Source organism: Nocardia sp. NPDC006982 (assembly GCF_042869435.1).
Taxonomy (GTDB): domain Bacteria; phylum Actinomycetota; class Actinomycetes; order Mycobacteriales; family Mycobacteriaceae; genus Nocardia.
The window spans coordinates 179,965-197,059 of the sequence record NZ_JBIAFV010000011.1; the positions used below are offsets into that span (position 1 = coordinate 179,965).

A 17,095-nucleotide genomic window follows, 5' to 3' on the forward strand; every position below is an offset into this window, starting at 1 on the left:
TCCACCGCTTGGGATGATCGCACCCGGTCCATCGCCACCCCGCCGAAATAGGAGGACACTCGTGCTGCTGCTGGGTCTCGGAAGCATTCTCGGACCGGCCATTGGCGCACTGCTCGGAATAATTTTCTCCATCCTCTAGGCCATTACATCCGAACGCGGGGCGGACGCCGAAAGGGTCCGCCCCGCGTTCGGTTTCAATGCACTATGTCAAGCCGAGTCCGTGCGCAAGGACCGGCCACGACCGCTTCAATTCGTCTTCCCAATAACCCCACGAGTGCGTGCCCTCGTCGAAGTTGTACGTTGCCGGAATGCCGAGCGCTATCAGCTTAGCCTGCAAATTCTTCATGCAGTAATTGGCCGCTGCTTCGATCGCGCCGCCGAGCAGAACCTGATTTGTCAATCCGTCGAGGCCGGGTTCGGCATGTGCCCCGTTCAGCGTGTCATATTTTCCGGGCAGGCCATTACCTGAAGAGAGATACAGATCGATGCCGCGCAATTTATCGGCGTGCAGGTACGGATCGTTTTCCGTCCATTCGGGCGAACCGACCGGACCCCACATGTTGTCGGCGTTTCCGCCACCCCAGGCGATCACGAGCTTAAGGAACCTGGAACCGATCGGATCGCTGGTCTGTGCGCAGCCACTATATGCGGCTGCAGCCCGGTAGAGGTCGGGTCGGGCAATTGGCAATGCCAATACCGTGGCGGTGGAAGCGGAAATTCCTGCGATCGCGTTGACTCCGTTGGTGCCGAGTGCGGAATTGATCAGCGGTGGCAATTCATCGGTCAGGTAGGTCTTCCATTTATTGCGACCCAGTACCGGATCGTCCTCGAGCCAGTCGGTGTAGTAACTGAACCTGCCGCCGATCGGCTGGACCAGGTTGACGTCTTTGTCCGACATGAACTGCCGCGCATCGCTTTGTGCCTGCCACGATGCGTCGTCCTCGCCGCCGCCCGCACCGTTCAACAGATATAGCGTCGGCCGGGGAACCGAGTCATCCGCGGCCCGCTGGATCTCCACCGGAAATTCAGCGCCCATCGCCGCGGAATAGACCTGAAGTCGGATATTGCGGTCGTCGATGTACTCGACGTCGGTTATGTACGAACCGTCGTCCGACGCCGTATCCGTAGAAATCTGCGCGGATGTGGTGACCTCGGCAAAGGCCGACGGCGCACCTAACGTCGTGCCGACGAGCATCCCCACCAACGCGATGCCGACTACCGATCTATGTATTCCTCCGATTACGCCCCTGTCCATACCCAAGCTTTTAGCACCAAGGTTCCGGCCGGTGCCGCACCGACACGTCGCCGGTAGGTCGGCACCGGACCGAAACCAGGTACGGCCGCCGTGCACCAGCGTTACTATGTCAAGCGCGCCACATCATCCGGATGGGCTGGTTGTGTGCGTGGCATTCGGATAGCACCACCTACGTGTCGGTGCCGCAGCAAGAGTCGGCGACGCGGACAGCGTGACCCGCTCTTCCACGAGTGGTCGGGGACCGGTGGCTGGAGAAATGCCATGACCCAAACAATGAGTTTCGACTTCAGAGCACTGAGATCCGCGATCGGCGGGCCGGTATTCGCTCCTGACGACGCGGGTTATGACCATGCCCGTGCCATCTGGAACGGGGCCATCGACCGGAGGCCCGCGGTGATCGCCCAGTGCCTTTCCACCGAGGACGTGGCCGCGGCCTTGGCTTTCGCGAGGGAAAACGACTTCGAGGTAGCGGTGCGCGGCGGTGCGCACGCCTACAGCGGCACGGCGGTCTGCGACGGCGGCCTGATGATCAATCTCGGGGTGATGAATCGCGTCGTGGTGGATCCGGTGGCCGGGAGAGCTTTGGTCGGCGGCGGCGCGACGATGGCGGATATGGATGCCGCGACCCAGGCGTACGCACTGGCCGTGCCCGGCGGCGTGATCAGCGATACCGGCGTGGGTGGCCTCACCCTGGGTGGTGGCATGGGTTGGCTGACCCGCGTAGCCGGACTGTCGATCGACAATCTCGTCTCGGCACAGGTCGTTCTTGCCGATAGCCGGATCGTGCGGGCGTCCGCCAGTGAGAATCCGGACCTGTTCTGGGCGTTGCGTGGTGGTGGCGGAAATTTCGGAATCGTCACCGAATTCGAATATCGCACGCATCGGATCGGGCCCGAAGTGCACGTCGGATTCTTCTTCTGGCCACTGACGGATGGGGATGCCGCGCTGCATATGATTCGTGCGTTCATACCGACGATGCCGCCCAGGTCGGGAGTGCTGGTCGCCGTCGCTTTATCCGCGCCGCCGGAGCCTTTCGTGCCGGAGCAGTACCACTTCGTACCGGGTCATGCGCTTATTGTCGCCGGTTACGGTACTGCCGAAGAACATGCCGAGATGGTTGCGCCGATCCGCAGTGCGCTCGCCCCGCTCTTCGAATTCATTGCCCCGATACCCTTTACCGGATTGCAGTCGATGCTCGATGTGGCGGCGCCGTGGGGCATCCACGGATATGAGAAGGCGCTCGATCTCGACGACTTCTCCGACGACGTGATCGCGATTCTGACCGAGCGGGCGGGGCAGAAGACATCGCCGCTGTCGTTCATGCCGATCTTCGTACTCGATGGCGCCTTCACTGCCGTCGGCGAGGACGACACCGCATTTGGCGGCGCGCGCTCGGCACACTACGTATGCAATATCGAAGCCGCCGCGCCTGATGCCGAGATATTGGCCGCCGACAGGGCGTGGGTGCGCTCCACCTGGGAAGCGCTGTGTCCCTTCGCCTCCAACCAGGGCGGGTATGTCAACTTCATGGCGGAGGCGGGCGAGGACCGGGTACGCGCATCCTATGGACCCGCCAAATACGCGAAGCTGGCCGATATCAAGACCGAGTACGACCCCGAGAATGTTTTCCACCGCAACGCCAATATCAAGCCGGGCTGATCGCGATGAGGGTTGCGGCCGATTCAGCTCGGATCGAGGTCGATGGGCGGTCGATCGCCTACCGGATGGTGGGTGCCGGTCCACCGCTGGTGTTGCTCCACGGCGGATGGGAGGACAGCCGATCGTGGCGGCTGCAGTTGGAGTCGCTCGCCGATGAGTACACGGTCATTGCCTGGGATGCACCTGGATGCGGCAGGTCCGACGATCCGCCCGAAGGTGTGCGTCTGGGCTACTACGCCGACACACTGGCGGGATTGATTCGAGAACTCGGGATCGAACATCCGCATGTGCTCGGGCTGTCGTTCGGTGGCGGCCTGGCCATCGAGCTGTATCACCGCCACCCTGATGTGCCGCGCTCGTTGATCCTCGTCGGCGCATACGCCGGATGGGCGGGATCGCTACCCGCGGATGTGGTGGACGAGCGGGTGCGGCGGATACGGGAGCAGACCCAGCGGCCACCGGCAGAATGGGCCGAGTCCTACCTTCCGACATTTTTCGCCACACCGATACCGCGGGAGTGGATCGACGAGATGCTGGCGATCATGTCCGATTCGCGACCGAGCGGCATGGTCGCGATACTTTCGGCATTCGCGGAGGCCGACCTGCGCGACGTGCTACCCACCATCGCCGTCCCAACGCTGATCCTCAACGGCGAGCTCGACGAGCGAGCGCCGCTGCGCATCGCCGAGGGATTGCACGCGAGTATCCCCGGCTCCCAGTTGGTCGTGATTCCCGGTGTCGGCCACTGCTGCAACCTCGAGGCGCCGAAGGCGTTCGACGCCGTCGTCCGCCATTTCCTGCGACAACATCCGATCAGTAAGTAGTTCCCATCGCGGCGCGCACCTCGTCGAGGGTTTGCTCGTCGATGCCGGTGCAGAGGGCGGCCGTGGTCAATAGCTGGGGCCGGGCGCCGTCGACCAGCCCCAGCAGGGCTCGGGTCAGCCCGCCGCGGCGCTGCGTGGGTTGGCGCGCTGGACCACGTCCGCGAGCAGGGTGTTGAAGCGGTCCGCGGCCTCGATATTGCCCAGGTGGCCGGTGGGCCAGACCTGGTAGTCGGCGAGGTGACCTGCCTTGGACAGGGCCTCGACGATTGGGCGGGACATGCGCTCGGGCAGCAGGTGGTCTTCGGCGCCCCCGATGACCGTGGTAGGCACCGTCAGGTGCTTCGCGGCATCACCCAGGTCCAGATCGGCGAGAGCGGCGGCGTGCAGGCCGCGGGTGAGCGGGCGACACGAGCGGACGATGCCGAGTGCGAAGTCCACCTCGTCACGGGTGGCGGGCTTGGACATGACGCGGGCCTTGAACACCGCGCTGACCGGCCACCCGCCCGGCAGCGGAATCGGCGCGGCGAGTGCGGTTTCCGCGATGACGAGCGGGACGCGGACGCTGGCGCCGAGTACGGTCAGCGGGCGCTTGGCCACCATGAGCGGCTTGTTGAACAGCGGCAGCAGGTCGGTTTCGTATCGGATGTCGCTGGCCGCGGTATTGGCCATGACGACCGCGGCGGCGCGGCGAGTGACCTGTTCCGGATAGCGAGATGCCCACGCCTGCAGGGTGATTCCACCCATGCTGTGGCCGACGAGGACGGCGCGCTTGCCTGGCGGGAGAGCGGCCTCGAGCACTGCTTCGAGGTCGTCGGCCAGTGTCTGCGCACCCGGGCCGATGCTCCCGAGGGTGCTCTCGCCGTGGCCACGCTGATCGTAGGCGAGCACCCGGTAGCGGTCGGCGAAGGCATTGATCTGCGGATTCCAGTACTCGATGCAGCAGCTCCAGCCGTGGATCAAGACGATGACATCGCCGTCGGCGGGGCCGTAGGCATGGGCCCTGAGCTTGGCTCCGTCCCCGGTGGTGACCGGGATGATCTCGGGTGTGGCGGCGGGCTTGTTGAGAGACGTGGTCCGGTATGTCCGCGACCGTAGGCCGGCACGGTAGGCGGCGGTCAACGGTTCGTCTCCGCGCACTTCCGCCAGCGTCCTCATCGACTTGACCAGCATTCGAGCACTCCTTTGTGTCTGCCGCCACAGTACAGTGCAAGCTGAGTGCTTGCTACTGCTAGCGCTCCAGTGGCGGAAATCCTGGTGCTATCGGATGGATACCCGAAATTAGGTCGGCCAATAGTCCGGCCGGAAGAAACATCGGGTACGAGCTCTTCTTCCTGGATATCGCCTGTGCCCGAGGCAGCCGTTACCCCCGCCGCCCACCCTGTCTTGCCCCCGATCCCCCTGTCTCACCCCACAATCGCGCACCCGTTCTCGGGATCGGCCCGGTTCTGCGGCGCGCATCCCCGACAAAGGGTGCGGTCGGCAGTCAGCTGGGGGTGAGGAAATCGACGATATCCTCGGGCATCACCAGGCAGACCTGGTCGTCCGGATGGAAATCACCGGGGATGTCGCGGCGGTTGGGGGCGCGCACGAAAACGACAACGGACGAACCGTCTCCGGGGTCTATTTCGACCGCGACCGAGCCGGAGAAATCGCTGTCCGTGGGTGCGTACCAGTGGCCCACATGCCCGAATTCGAGCCTGCGAGCCGCGCTGACCCCGAATCCGTCGAGCCGGGTAACACCAGCGGCCTCCACGTCGCGAAATTCTACTCTAGCTGCGGAAATGCCGGACCGAATTGATCATGTCGGTAGCTGCTGCGATGATTTCGCCCATGGCCTCCGATGCGGTCCGATTGGCGGCGCCGATTCCGGTGCTGCGCATATTCGATATTGCCAAGGCGTACGAGTTCTACCGCGACTATCTGGGATTCACTGTGGACTGGGAACACCGGTTCGGTGCGAACTTTCCGTTGTATGCGCAGGTGTCGCGGTCGTCGGCGAAGGTGCATTTGAGTGAGCATCACGGTGACGGCACTCCCGGATCGGTGGTGTGGATCGCGGTGGACGACATCAAGGCACTGCATGCCGAGTTGGCGGGCAAGGACTATCGGTATGCGAAGCCGGGGTGCCCGGAGGATGGGCCGGGCGGGCCGGGGTTCGAACTCGCCGATCCGTTCGGCAATACGTTGCGGTTCGCCCAACCCGAATAGCCGGCACGAGCTGTGGCGGGTGTGGGGCGGCCGCGGCTACCGTTGGTGCTTGTGGAGATGAGTCATGCGGTACCGGTCGCACACCAGGAAGCGGTGGCGGAACAACCGAGGCGCACCGGCCTGCGCGCCATGGGGTGGCCACTGGTGGCGGCGGGCGTCGGGGTCGGTGCCGCGGTCCTGCTGCATTTCCGGGATCCGCACGGCGAAGGCTCCTATGGAATCTGCCCGGTCTACGCACTGACAGGGTTGTATTGCCCAGGCTGCGGCGGCATGCGGGGTATGCACAATCTGACCGACGGCCGAATTCTCGATGCGGTACACAGCAATCTGCTCGTACTGCCGCTGGTGCTGGCCTTCGTGCTGTGGATCGGTGACTGGTCGATCCGTGCCTGGCGCGGTGAGCGGATGCGACTACCTCGGATCAGTCGAACCACGATGTGGGTGTTCTTCGCGCTGCTCATCGGCTATACGGTGTTGCGAAATACGCCGTGGGGGACCTGGCTCACGCCGGTCTAGCGGTTTTCAGGCAGGCTTCGTATATGAGTGATTCGCTGAAAGAACGCGTGCGGGCGAAACTATTGCGCCAGCTCGCCGAGGACGGCACGCCCGACTCGGAACAGGATGATCCGCGCCTGATCTCGGTCGAGTCCGATCTCGATGCGCTGAACAGTGTCGCCGATGACGATCCGTTGGTCGAAGAATTGGCCGCGCGCTACTTGGTCTTCTGACGGCGCCTCAGCGCGATGTCGTATCGACCTGCCCGCCGGAGGGCGGCAGTTGCGGCAGCGGCTCACCGAGCAGCCACGCATCCCAGAGCGGCCGCAGCGGCACCAGGGTGTAGTGGCCCGCCAGATCGGTGAATTCCTCCGTGGTGACCGAGCCGTGCCGGTACCGGATCGTCCACTCGCGCAGCAGATCCCAGAAGGCGAGCTCGCCGAGTTCCAGGCGCAGCGTATGCAGGGTGAGTGCGCCCCGTTTGTACACGCGGTCGTCGAACATACGTCGTGGGCCGGGGTCGCCGATGATGATGTCCTGCGGTTCACGGGACAGGTTGTGCCGGGCGGCGCGGGCCAATTGGTCCGCGGTGGGCCCGCCCGCGGCTTCGGACCAGATCCATTCGGCGTAACAGGCGAAGCCTTCGTGTAGCCAGATGTCACGCCACTGCCAGATGGTGAGGCTGTTGCCGAACCACTGGTGCGCGAGTTCGTGTGCGACAAGGCGTTCCGCGCCGCGGCGGCCGTCGCAGTGGTTCGCGCCGAAGACGGAGATGCCTTGGGCCTCGATCGGGATCTCGAGGTCGTCATCGGTGATCACGACGGTGTACCCCTCGAACGGATACGGGCCGAACTTCTCGGTGAACAGCTCCATCATCTGCGGCTGGCGCTCGAAGTCGTGTTCGAAATTTGCGCGCAGTCGCGGTGGGATCACGGCCTGCATCGGCACCGAACCGCGCGGGCTGCCGATCCGGTGTTTCCGGTACTGCCCGATCTGGATGGTGGCCAGATAGGTCGACATCGGCTCGGACTGCTCGTAAACCCAGGTGGTCTGGCTGGCCTTGGTCTGCTTACGCATCAAGGTGCCGTTGGCGAGCGCGTAGTACGGGGTGTCGGTGGTGATCGAAATCCGGTAGCTGGCTTTGGAACTCGGGTGGTCGTCGCAGGGGAACCAGGACGCGGCGCCGTTGGGCTGGCTGGCCACCAGCGCGCCCTCGGTCAGTTCCTCCCAGCCCACCTCGCCCCACGGCCCGCGCACCGGCTTCGGCAGCCCGGCGTATTGGATGACCAGCTCGAGCAGCCCACCCGCGGGGATGCGGTGTTGCGGCGTGATGACGAGCTTGCCGCGCTGGTGGGAGTATTTCGCGGCCTTGGTGCCGTTGACGAGCACCTTGGATACGGTGAGCGACTGGGACAGGTCGAGCGCGAAACGGTCACGGACGGCGTCGGTCACCGCGATGATCCGAGCTCGGCCTGCCATGCGATTACTGGCGACCTTATAAGTGATCTCGAGTTCGTACCGCGATACCCGGTAGCCCCAATTTCCGTTCTGCGGTAGGTATTCGTCGACGGGCTCTTCGTAGTACTTGCCCGCCATCAGGAGGTCGCTCCCGCCTCGCTGAGGCTCGGCGCCGCACTCGACCACGGCGCGATCGGATTGCCCCACCAGCGGGTGGACGGCGGCACGGTGTCACCGCGCATGACCAGCGAGGCGGGGCCGACGGTCGCGCCCGCGCCGATGCCTGCGGCGGGCAGGGCGACGCAGTGCGGCCCGAGGGTGGCGCCCGCGTCGAGGGTAACGGTGTCCATGGCCATGATTCGATCGTGGAAAAGGTGAGTCTGCACCACACAGCCGCGTTCCACGGTCGCGCCGTCACCGAGTGTCACCAGGTCCGCCTCCGGTAGCCAATAGGACTCGCACCATACCCCGCGTCCGATCTTCGCGCCGAGTCCACGAAGCCACAGATTCAGTACGGGGGTACCGGTCGCGGCGCGCGCGAACCACGGCGCGGCGACGGTTTCGACGAAGGTGTCGGCAACCTCGTTGCGCCACACGAACGAACTCCACAGCGGATGCTCCTCGGCGCGAATTCGCCCGACCAGTAACCACTTCGCGGTGACCGCACTGGCCCCGGCGATGGCACCGGCGGCCATCAGGACAAAACCGCAGAGCAGTCCGGCGACCAGGTATCCGGCCGATTCCGCGATCCAGGCCAGCATGAACAGCACACCGAGGCCGATGGCGAAGCTCATGAGCACCGGGACGAGCCGGCAGGTCTCGACTATGCCGCGGAACACCTTCAGCCGCAGCGGCGGATCGAAGGTGCGTTCGGTATCGCCGCTTTCGGAGGCGCGTCGCAGACGCACCGGTGGGCTGCCGAGCCAGGACGAACCCGCCTTGGCCTTGGACGGTGCGGCCGAAAGGACGGCGACCAGCCCGTTTTTCGGCACCCGTCGACCGGGTGCGGTCATACCGGAATTGCCGAGGAAGGCGCGCTTGCCGACCTTCGCGTCGCCGATGTGCAGCCAGCCGCCGCCGAGTTCGTAGCTGGCGATCATGGTGTCGTCGGCGAGGAACGCGCCGTCGGCGACGGTGGTGAATTTCGGCAGCAGCAGCACCGTGGACGCCTCGACGCTCTTACCGATCTTCGCGCCGAGCAGGCGCAGCCACAGCGGGGTCAGCAAGCTTGCGTAGAGCGGGAACAGGAAGGTGCGCGCCGAATCCAGCAGCCGCTCGGTGGCCCAGGCCTGCCAGCCGACCCGGCTGCGCACGGGATGATGGCCCTCGGTGAGTCCGATGCTGAGCAGCCGGACCGCGATGACCGTGGCCACCGTGTACACGGCCAGGCTCAGCAGTGTTGCGACAGGCAGGATCGCGAAACCCTTGCCGAGCGCACCCGCGAGTGTGCGGGCATCGCGGATGAACCAGGCGATGAATGCGCCGCCCACCGCCAGACCGAGAATGGGCATGGCCGCCAATGCCATCGAGGTCACGCCGAAAATCGCGACCCAGTGCGCGGCCCGCGCCGGAGTATGCGACGGCCAACGATGCTGGGCCTTACCGACTTTCGTGGCGGGCGAGCCTGCCCACTCCTGTTCGGCCTTCACCCTGCCCGATACCGAAGATCCGGCCGCGATCTCGGCATTCTTACCGATTTTGCTGCCGGGCAACAGGATCGAGCGCGCGCCGATCACCGCGCCCGCACCGATGGTGATCGGTCCGATGTGCACCACATCGCCGTCGATCCAATAGCCGGACAGGTCGACCTCGGGCTCCACACTGCAGCCGTCGCCGAGTTCGAGCATGCCGGTGACCGGCGGCAGGGTGTGCAGATCGACGCCCGTACCGATCTTCGCGCCGAGCGACCGCGCGAACGGCACCATCCACGGTGCGCCGGACAGACTCTCGGCGCCGCTGGCCTCCGAGAGCCGCACCGCCGCCCACAGTCGCAGGTGCTCCGATCCGCCGCGCGCATAACTGCCGGGCCGCACCCCGCGCAGCAGAATCCGAGCGCCGGTCGCGCAGATCACCATGCGACCCGGCGGTGAGATGAACAGCAGGAACGCGGCCAGCGTCCACCACCAGGACAGATGCGGCAACCACGGCAGCGAGCCGGACCAGCCCGCGATATTGCCGACAATCGCCAACCAGGTGAGCCACTGCAGTCCGGTGAGGGTCGTCAGCGGGATGGTGGCCAGCACCTGGATCCACTGGGCGCGCAGCGGCGTCGGGCGCACGATGCGTTCCTCGACGGCGGCGCTCGGCGCGGTCTCGTCGAGCAGTTCGGCCAGTGCGCCGAGGCGAGGATGGTCGTAGAGATCGGCGACGGTGATCCGCGGATAACGTTCGCGCAGTGCGGTGACCAGTTGCGCCGCCGATAGCGAGCCACCACCGAGATCGAAGAAGTCGGTATCCGGACCGGTGACCTCGGCGCCGAGAATCGAATCCCACAGTCCGGCAATCCATTGCTCGGTTTCGGTGAGATCGACGGTCGCGGTTTCGGGTTCGGCGGTGTTCGGCAGCGGCCACGGCAGGGCGTCACGATCGACCTTGCCCGAGGTACGGGTGGGCAGGTCGGCAACGATGGCGAGCCGGGGGACCAGCGGGGCCGGAAGTTGTTCGGCGAGTTGGGCTCTGGCGGCCTTGAGGTCGTAATCGGGTCCGGTTCCGGTCAGGTAGCCGACCAGGATCTTATTGCCCGCCTTGCTGGTTCGGATCGCGGCCGCGGCACCGGTGACGCCGGGTAGGTGCTGCAGGGCGTTGTCGAGTTCGCCGAGTTCGATGCGGCGGCCGCCGAGTTTGATCTGATCGTCGGCACGGCCGAGGAAGACCAGACCCGCGCTGTCCTTGCGAACCAGGTCGCCGCTGCGGTAGGCGCGCTCCCAGCCGAGTGACGGTAGCGGAGCGTACTTTTCGGCGTCCTTGGCCGGATCGAGGTAGCGGGCCAGGCCGACGCCGCCGATCACGAGTTCACCGGATTCGCCCTCGTCCACCGGATTTCCGGCGGCATCGACGACGGCAAGATCCCAGCCGTCCAGCGGTAGTCCGATCCGGACCGGGAAGCCCCCGTCGAGCAACGCCGCACAGGCGACCACCGTTGCTTCGGTGGGGCCGTAAGTATTCCAGACTTCGCGTTCCGAATCCTCTTTGCCGGCAAGGCGTTCGGCAAGTTCGGGCGGCACCGCCTCGCCGCCGAAGATCAGCAGCCGGACCGGGTCGAGCGCCTCGGTGGGCCAGGTCGCGGCGAGTGTGGGAACCGTCGAGACGATGCTGATTTCGCGGCGCACCAGCCAGGGACCGAGATCCGCGCCGGTGCGGACCAGGGCGCGCGGCGCGGGCACAAGACACGCGCCGTTGCGCCAGGCCAGCCACATTTCCTCGCAGGAGGCGTCGAAGGCGACCGAGAGCCCGGCGAGAACCCGGTCGCCCGGACCGATCGGGGCATTCGGCAGGAACAGGCGCGCTTCCGCGTCGACGAAGGCGGCGGCGTTGCGGTGGGTGACCGCGACGCCCTTCGGGGTTCCGGTGGATCCGGAGGTGAAGATGATCCACGCGTCGTCGCCGGGGGTGGGGCGAACGGTCGAGGCATCAGCGGACTCTGGCCGTTCGACGGCTGTCGGCTCGATGCCTGCCGCGGTCACGATCGCGGTGACGCGGGCCTCACCGAAGACGAGCCGGGCGCGCTCGTCCGGATCGTCGGCGTCCACCGGGACGTAAGCCGCCCCGGCAAAAAGAATCGCCAGAATAGTGACGTAAAGCTCATGTGTGCCGGATGGCATCCGCACGCCGACGCGGTCGCCGGGACGCACACCCGCCGCGGTCAAGCGCATGACTCCGGCGTCGATTTCGGCCAGCAATTCGGTGTAGCTGAGCGCTACGCGACCGTCATCGATCGCGGGTGCCTCCGGATGGGCTTGCGCGGTGCTGTTGAGGATGTCGACAAGGGTCCTGGCCTGCGGCGCGAGTGCGGCGCGTAGCAAGGGTTCGGGGGTGCGGAGCCCGTCGGTCGGGTCTGTGCCCGCCGCGGTGTCGACCTGCGGCCGCAGCATCACGTCCTGCCCACCTCTCATAGACCTGCCTTGCGCTTCCTCGTTGTTGTTTCACAGCAGGGTTACCAGTGGGCAAACGCCATGGTGACCAACTGTCTACGGTACCTGCGGTATCGGTCAGAGTTCTTCGCCCAGTGCTTTCAGCGCAAGGCGGTGCAGGGTCTGCCGCTCGTCCTCGTCGAGGCGGTACAGCACCCGCTCGGCGGCCTCTTCGATGAGTTCGTCGGTCTTGCGGCGTTCGGCGCGTCCGGTCTGGGTGATGGACAGCCGGTATTTGCGCCGGTCCGTCGAATCGCGGGTGCGGATGACGAAACCGGACTCCTCCAAGCCGTCGATCAGCCGGACCACCTCGCTGCGGTCGATGCCGAGCGCGGTGGAGACCTGCTGCTGGGACAGGTCGTCGAATTCCTCCAGGCAGACCAGCACCCAGTGTTCACGCAATGACGTGCCCATCTCGGCGTGTACGGCCTTGTGCAGCTTGCCGAGCGCGTAGGTCGGGAAGCGGAGCAGGCCGCGGGGGTGAATGTGGTCAGCGGGCATTCGGTAATCATATCTATTGTTGATGAGCCAGATTGTTGATAACCTCCGCAATCTAGGTTGTCTACAAATAGCGGAGGATCCATGTCGGATACTCGAACGGCCGTCGCCGCCACCGCGCCCGCACTCGAAGCCATTCCCGCGCAGGTCTGGCGGGTGGCCGGTGTGGTGGTCTTCGGCGCCGTCATGAGCATGTTGGACACGTCGCTGGTGAATATCGGGCTGAACTCCATCGCGACGGATCTCGGTGCGGCACTGGACAGTGCCCAGTGGATCGCGAGCGGGTATCTGCTTGCGCTCGCCGTCACGCTGCCGCTGTGCGGTTGGCTCGGGCGGCAATTCGGAATGGACCGGGTCTGGTTGGCCGCGCTCGCCGGATTCACGGTGACCTCGGGACTGTGCGCGCTGGCTCCGAATATCGGCTGGCTCATCGGTTTTCGGATCGCGCAGGGTCTGGCCGCGGGGCTATTGGTGCCCGCCGGGCAGACGCTGCTCGGGCAGGTCGCGGGTCCGCATCGGTTGGGCCGGGTAATGAGTGTCGTCGGCATCGCGGTGGTCACCGCGCCCGCGATCGGACCGACCATCGGCGGCGTCATGCTGGCGAACCTGGATTGGGAGTGGTTGTTCCTGATCAATATCCCGTTCGGGCTGGTGGCGTTCGTCCTGGGGCGTCGGCTGTTACCGCGGGCGCAGGCGTCGGGCAACGGCGGTCGATTCGATGCCACCGGATTCGCATTGATCGCGGTCGGGCTGTCGGCGCTGGTCTATGGGCTGGGTGAATTCGGCAGTCGCGGTAGCGTTTCCGCGCCGACGGTCTGGGTGTCGGTAGTGGTCGGGGTGTTGGCGCTCGGCCTGTTCGTGGTGCGGTCGGTGCGCGGTGGCGGCGGAAGTCTGCTCGATGTCGGAATGTTCCGGCATCCGGTATTCGCGACGGCGAATGTGGCGAACTTCTTCGCCGGTGCGTCGCTGTTCGGGGCAATGCTGTTGCTGCCGTTGTACTTTCAAGTGCTGCATCGCGACGGTCTCATCGCGACGGGTTTGCTGCTCATGTCCTTCGGGATCGGTGGCATCATCGCGCTGCCCGTCGGCGGGCGCTTGACCGATCGGTACGGCGGGGGAGTGGTCGCGGTGGTCGGCAGTGCGGTGACGGCCGCAGTCACGGTGCCGTTCGCGTTCGGCGATGCGTCGATGAATCCCGTTGTCGTGCAGGTACTTCTGTTGATCCGCGGTGTGGCGACCGGATTGACCGGGGTGCCGATCATCGCTGCGGCCTACGCCGCGGCGCGGCCCGATCAGCTGCCGGATGCGGCATCGTTCGTGAATATTCTGCAGCGGGTCGGCGGGTCGATCGGAGCGGCACTGCTCGCGGTGGTGCTGTATCGCGCGGCCGCTGCGGGATTGTCGGTGGATGCCGGGTTCCGGCACGCGTTCTGGTGGCTCACGGCCGCGTCGGTCATCTCGTTGATCGCATCACTATTGCTGTGGCGCAAAGAGATTCAGCCGAATCCGTGACGCTGTGCGCCTGGTCGGTGGCGACCGGCCAGGCGCATGCCGGATTACGCGGCGGAAGCGGCCGTGCCGATGCCGAGCGCTGCGAGTATGGCCGCGCTGATCTGTTCGAGCCGATCGCGAACCTGTGGTCGGCGCAACATGGCAACCGCTCGTGACGCCAGCACGGCGAGCAGGATCATCTCGACGGCGGCAATGGAGCATTCGATGGCGCCAAGGGCGAGGGTGTTCAGAAATGTGACATCGGTGAGGAATTGCGGCAGTACCGCCAGGTAGAACAGCCCGACCTTCGGGTTGAACATGCACGACACCAGGCCTGCGGCGAATGCCGAGCGGATCGAGGCGGGGGCCTCCGCGGCCGACTGTCCGGACGCCGCGGCGGTGCCCGCCCTGCGCTGCTTGCGGTGATCGATCAGTGCGCGAATTCCCAAGTACACCAAGTAGATTCCGCCGATGACCTTGAGCGTTCGGTAGGCCGTCGCGGACTGTTCCAGCAGGGCGGCCACCCCTGCCGCGACCACCACCGCCCACACGATCCCGCCCAATGCCGAGCCGATCGCCGCGGCAATACCGGGTCGCGCGTCCACGATCGAGAAGCGCAGCACCAGGAACGAATCCGGGCCGGGCGTGATCGACAGCAGAATGCACAGGCCGATGAAGCTGAGCAGCAGGGAAAGCGTCACCTCTCGATCAGATCGCACATCACTCGGCATTGCAAGGTTATTTATTCGACTGCATGTGTATGCAGCAATGGACCGGTTGACAGGGCGGTGCGGTATCTGCCAATCTCGGTTCAGGTCATGAGTGCCAGCGTCAAGCCCCGGCTAGCTGGTCGGCAACCCTCCTCCGCGGTGGGGTGCTCCGGGTGACGACCGGGCCGCAGCCCGACCGGGTGCGGCAAGCGCGGACTCGGATGATCACCAGATTTCGGGTCCCATAGCCGATGGGATTTTGTGATGACCGCTGTAATCGATCAGAGCTGTGCCGCCCTCGCCCGGGTCTCCGGCGACGATCTCCGAGTGCCGCTGGTACAGGGCGGAACGACCACCTACGCGAACTTCGACTACGCCGCTAGCGCACCGGCATTGGCGCAGGTCACCGACCGCGTGCAGCAGCTGCTGCCGTTCTACGCGAGCGTGCACCGCGGCGCCGGTTACGCCTCGCGGATCTCCACCGAGTGCTACGAGGCCGCACGCGGTTCGGTCACCCGCTTCCTCGACGCCGCCGACGGCCAAGTCGTGGTGTTCACCCGCAACACCACCGATTCGCTGAATCTGCTCGCCGCCTGTGTGCCCGGCGACACCGTGGTGCTGGATATCGAACATCATGCGAACCTCCTGCCCTGGACCCGGCACGGTCGTCGCGTCGTCAAGGCCGCGGCGACCGTCGAGGAGACGATCCGCCAGCTGATCGCCGAATTGTGCAGTAAGCCGGCGGCATTGCTCGCGGTCACCGGCGCGTCCAATGTGACCGGTGAGGTGCTGCCGCTCGAGCGCCTGGCCACCATCGCGCACCAGTGCGGTGCGCGCATCCTGGTCGATGCCGCGCAGCTGGCACCGCATCGTCGAATCAGCCTGCGCGCCACCGGAATCGACTACCTCGCCTTTTCCGGTCACAAGCTCTACGCACCGTTCGGCGCGGGAGTGCTTGTCGGACGCCGGGATTGGCTCGATGCCGCCGAACCTTATCTGGCGGGCGGCGGGGCGGTCCGCGAGGTCACCACTACCAGCACGGAATGGGCATCGGCACCGCAGCGTCACGAGGCCGGTTCGCCGAATGTCCTGGGCGCGGCCGCGCTCGCCGCCGCATGTGATGCGCTGTGCGCGATCGATCCGAAAACCCTTGCCGCGCATGAGCGAAGGCTCGCCGATCGCCTGCGTGCCGGGCTGTCCGCGATTGCGGGGGTCAACCTGCTGCGCATCTGGGACGACAGCCCCGACACCGTCGGCATTGTCGCCTTCACCCTGGACGGATTCGTCCCCGGACACGTCGCGGCCTATCTCTCCGCCGAACACGGCATCGGCATACGCGACGGGCGCTTCTGCGCGCACCCGCTGCTCGAGCGTCTCGGCCTGGACGGTGCGCTGCGTGCCAGCATCGGCCTCGGCACCAGCTCCGCCGATGTGGATCGGCTGGTCGAGGCCATCGCTACTCTCGTCGACAAGGGTGCGTCGTGGAATTACGCCAGTACTGACGGACTTTGGAACCCGACACCGGAGACCCGCCCCTTCGCCCACCCCGAAACCAACGATGGCGCCGCGCCCTGCTCGATCGGCTGATCCGAGCCGTCGGCTCGGTCGTAGCTGCCGCCCGGCATTGGGCTGACGCGGTCCGAGGACCGGATGAACTTATGGCCAGCGGACGAACGTGCGCGGAGCCTGGGCGGCGGATTCGGCCAGGTCGGCATGATCCGCCGGCGTGCAGAATTCGCTCTGAAGAATTCACCAAACAATTTGCGGTACCGCGGAACCGCCGCTCCATCCCTTGCGTCTAGAAAAGTGATGGCACTCGTCCGGCCGGGGCGGGGGTACGGAAAGGCGGCTGAATGAATTCGGCAGAGCGGGACACGCTCCAGTCCTGGACGGACGGGATGCGCGGCCGAATCGACCAGATGACCGATGTCTACGAGCGGCAGCTAGAGCAGTTCGGCGCGGCGAAGACCGAGCTGGCCAACCTGACAGTGCAGGGCTGGTCCCAGGATCAGCTGGTTCGGGTGACGGCGAATTCGGCGGGCATTGCGCTGGATGTGTGGGTGGCGCCGGAGGCGTTCAAGCGCTCGAATCCGGAGCGGCTCGGTGCGGCGATGACCGAGGCGGCGCAGGCCGCGGCCCGGGCCGCCAAGGAGCAGCTCGACGCGCGCCTGGCGCCGGTGCTCGCGGCGGTGTCGGAGGTCGGGCTGCCCGAGGATCCGTTCGGCGAACTGCCGGCGATCGCCCGGCCCGACGGAAATATCCTGCCGCCGCCTCCGCCGGAGCCCGAACCGGAGCCGCAGATGGAGTTCCCTCGGCGGCTGGACGAGGATCCGGACGACGAGGGCCCGCATTGGAAGGGCTGGTAGG

The 17,095-nt window shown here is 65.9% G+C and carries 15 protein-coding genes and 1 riboswitch; of the genes, 8 read left to right on the forward strand and 7 right to left on the reverse strand.

Annotated features, from left to right (window positions below; all coding sequences use genetic code 11):
- Positions 1-202: 202 nt before the first annotated feature.
- On the reverse strand, positions 203-1,195 hold the full coding sequence (locus tag ACFYOW_RS34235; protein WP_387294276.1) for an alpha/beta hydrolase: 993 nt from the start codon (positions 1,193-1,195) through the stop codon (positions 203-205).
- A 321-nt stretch (positions 1,196-1,516) separates the two neighbouring features.
- On the opposite strand from ACFYOW_RS34235, the gene ACFYOW_RS34240 reads away from it, so the two are divergent.
- Together ACFYOW_RS34240 and ACFYOW_RS34245 are read left to right on the forward strand one after the other, a co-directional pair.
- On the forward strand, positions 1,517-2,914 hold the full coding sequence (locus ACFYOW_RS34240) for an FAD-binding oxidoreductase (protein ID WP_387294202.1): 1,398 nt from the start codon (positions 1,517-1,519) through the stop codon (positions 2,912-2,914).
- Positions 2,915-2,919: 5 nt separating this feature from the next.
- The gene (locus tag ACFYOW_RS34245) at positions 2,920-3,738 is read left to right on the forward strand and encodes an alpha/beta fold hydrolase (RefSeq protein WP_387294203.1); all 819 of its coding nucleotides are present in this window, start codon (positions 2,920-2,922) and stop codon (positions 3,736-3,738) included.
- A 114-nt stretch (positions 3,739-3,852) separates the two neighbouring features.
- Here ACFYOW_RS34245 and ACFYOW_RS34250 read toward each other — a convergent pair whose 3' ends face one another.
- Positions 3,853-4,908 carry an alpha/beta fold hydrolase gene (locus ACFYOW_RS34250; protein WP_387294204.1) on the reverse strand — a complete coding sequence of 352 codons (1,056 nt, stop codon included), beginning with the start codon at positions 4,906-4,908 and terminating at the stop codon, positions 3,853-3,855.
- A 313-nt stretch (positions 4,909-5,221) separates the two neighbouring features.
- Entirely contained in the window at positions 5,222-5,491 is a 270-nt protein-coding gene (locus ACFYOW_RS34255) for a hypothetical protein (protein ID WP_387294205.1), read from the reverse strand.
- 77 nt (positions 5,492-5,568) lie between these two features.
- Between ACFYOW_RS34255 and ACFYOW_RS34260 the strand changes: the two genes are divergently transcribed.
- From ACFYOW_RS34260 to ACFYOW_RS34270, 3 genes are read left to right on the forward strand one after another with little or no spacing between them, the layout of a single operon-like run.
- On the forward strand, positions 5,569-5,946 hold the full coding sequence (locus ACFYOW_RS34260; RefSeq protein WP_387294206.1) for a glyoxalase superfamily protein: 378 nt from the start codon (positions 5,569-5,571) through the stop codon (positions 5,944-5,946).
- A gap of 57 nt (positions 5,947-6,003) precedes the next feature.
- Positions 6,004-6,462: a DUF2752 domain-containing protein gene (locus ACFYOW_RS34265; RefSeq protein WP_387294207.1), complete on the forward strand. Its 459-nt coding sequence runs from the start codon at positions 6,004-6,006 to the stop codon at positions 6,460-6,462.
- A 23-nt stretch (positions 6,463-6,485) separates the two neighbouring features.
- Entirely contained in the window at positions 6,486-6,674 is a 189-nt protein-coding gene (locus tag ACFYOW_RS34270) for a hypothetical protein (RefSeq protein WP_364479570.1), read from the forward strand.
- 7 nt (positions 6,675-6,681) lie between these two features.
- Here the strand turns inward: ACFYOW_RS34270 and ACFYOW_RS34275 are convergent, their stop codons facing one another.
- The 3 genes from ACFYOW_RS34275 to ACFYOW_RS34285 all read right to left on the reverse strand — a co-directional run bounded on the left by ACFYOW_RS34275 (position 6,682) and on the right by ACFYOW_RS34285 (position 12,530).
- Positions 6,682-8,037 (reverse strand): M1 family metallopeptidase, encoded by a 1,356-nt coding sequence (locus ACFYOW_RS34275; RefSeq protein WP_387294208.1) that lies wholly within the window; start codon positions 8,035-8,037, stop codon positions 6,682-6,684.
- Positions 8,037-11,990 (reverse strand): Pls/PosA family non-ribosomal peptide synthetase, encoded by a 3,954-nt coding sequence (locus tag ACFYOW_RS34280; RefSeq protein WP_387294277.1) that lies wholly within the window; start codon positions 11,988-11,990, stop codon positions 8,037-8,039. The genes ACFYOW_RS34275 and ACFYOW_RS34280 overlap by 1 nt, the downstream gene beginning before the upstream one ends.
- Positions 11,991-12,107: 117 nt before the next feature.
- Positions 12,108-12,530, reverse strand: coding sequence for a MarR family winged helix-turn-helix transcriptional regulator (locus ACFYOW_RS34285; protein WP_387294209.1), 423 nt, complete (start codon positions 12,528-12,530; stop codon positions 12,108-12,110).
- A gap of 81 nt (positions 12,531-12,611) precedes the next feature.
- On the opposite strand from ACFYOW_RS34285, the gene ACFYOW_RS34290 reads away from it, so the two are divergent.
- Complete coding sequence (locus tag ACFYOW_RS34290) at positions 12,612-14,039, forward strand: DHA2 family efflux MFS transporter permease subunit (RefSeq protein WP_387294210.1); 1,428 nt, start codon at positions 12,612-12,614, stop codon at positions 14,037-14,039.
- 44 nt (positions 14,040-14,083) lie between these two features.
- Here the strand turns inward: ACFYOW_RS34290 and ACFYOW_RS34295 are convergent, their stop codons facing one another.
- Positions 14,084-14,719 (reverse strand): LysE family translocator, encoded by a 636-nt coding sequence (locus ACFYOW_RS34295; protein WP_387294211.1) that lies wholly within the window; start codon positions 14,717-14,719, stop codon positions 14,084-14,086.
- Between the two features lie 113 nt (positions 14,720-14,832).
- A riboswitch (SAM riboswitch) is annotated at positions 14,833-14,946 on the forward strand.
- Positions 14,947-14,992: 46 nt separating this feature from the next.
- Here ACFYOW_RS34295 and ACFYOW_RS34300 point away from each other — a divergent pair.
- Positions 14,993-16,315: an aminotransferase class V-fold PLP-dependent enzyme gene (locus ACFYOW_RS34300; protein WP_387294212.1), complete on the forward strand. Its 1,323-nt coding sequence runs from the start codon at positions 14,993-14,995 to the stop codon at positions 16,313-16,315.
- Between the two features lie 266 nt (positions 16,316-16,581).
- Entirely contained in the window at positions 16,582-17,094 is a 513-nt protein-coding gene (locus ACFYOW_RS34305) for a YbaB/EbfC family nucleoid-associated protein (RefSeq protein WP_387294213.1), read from the forward strand.
- Position 17,095 lies beyond the last annotated feature (1 nt).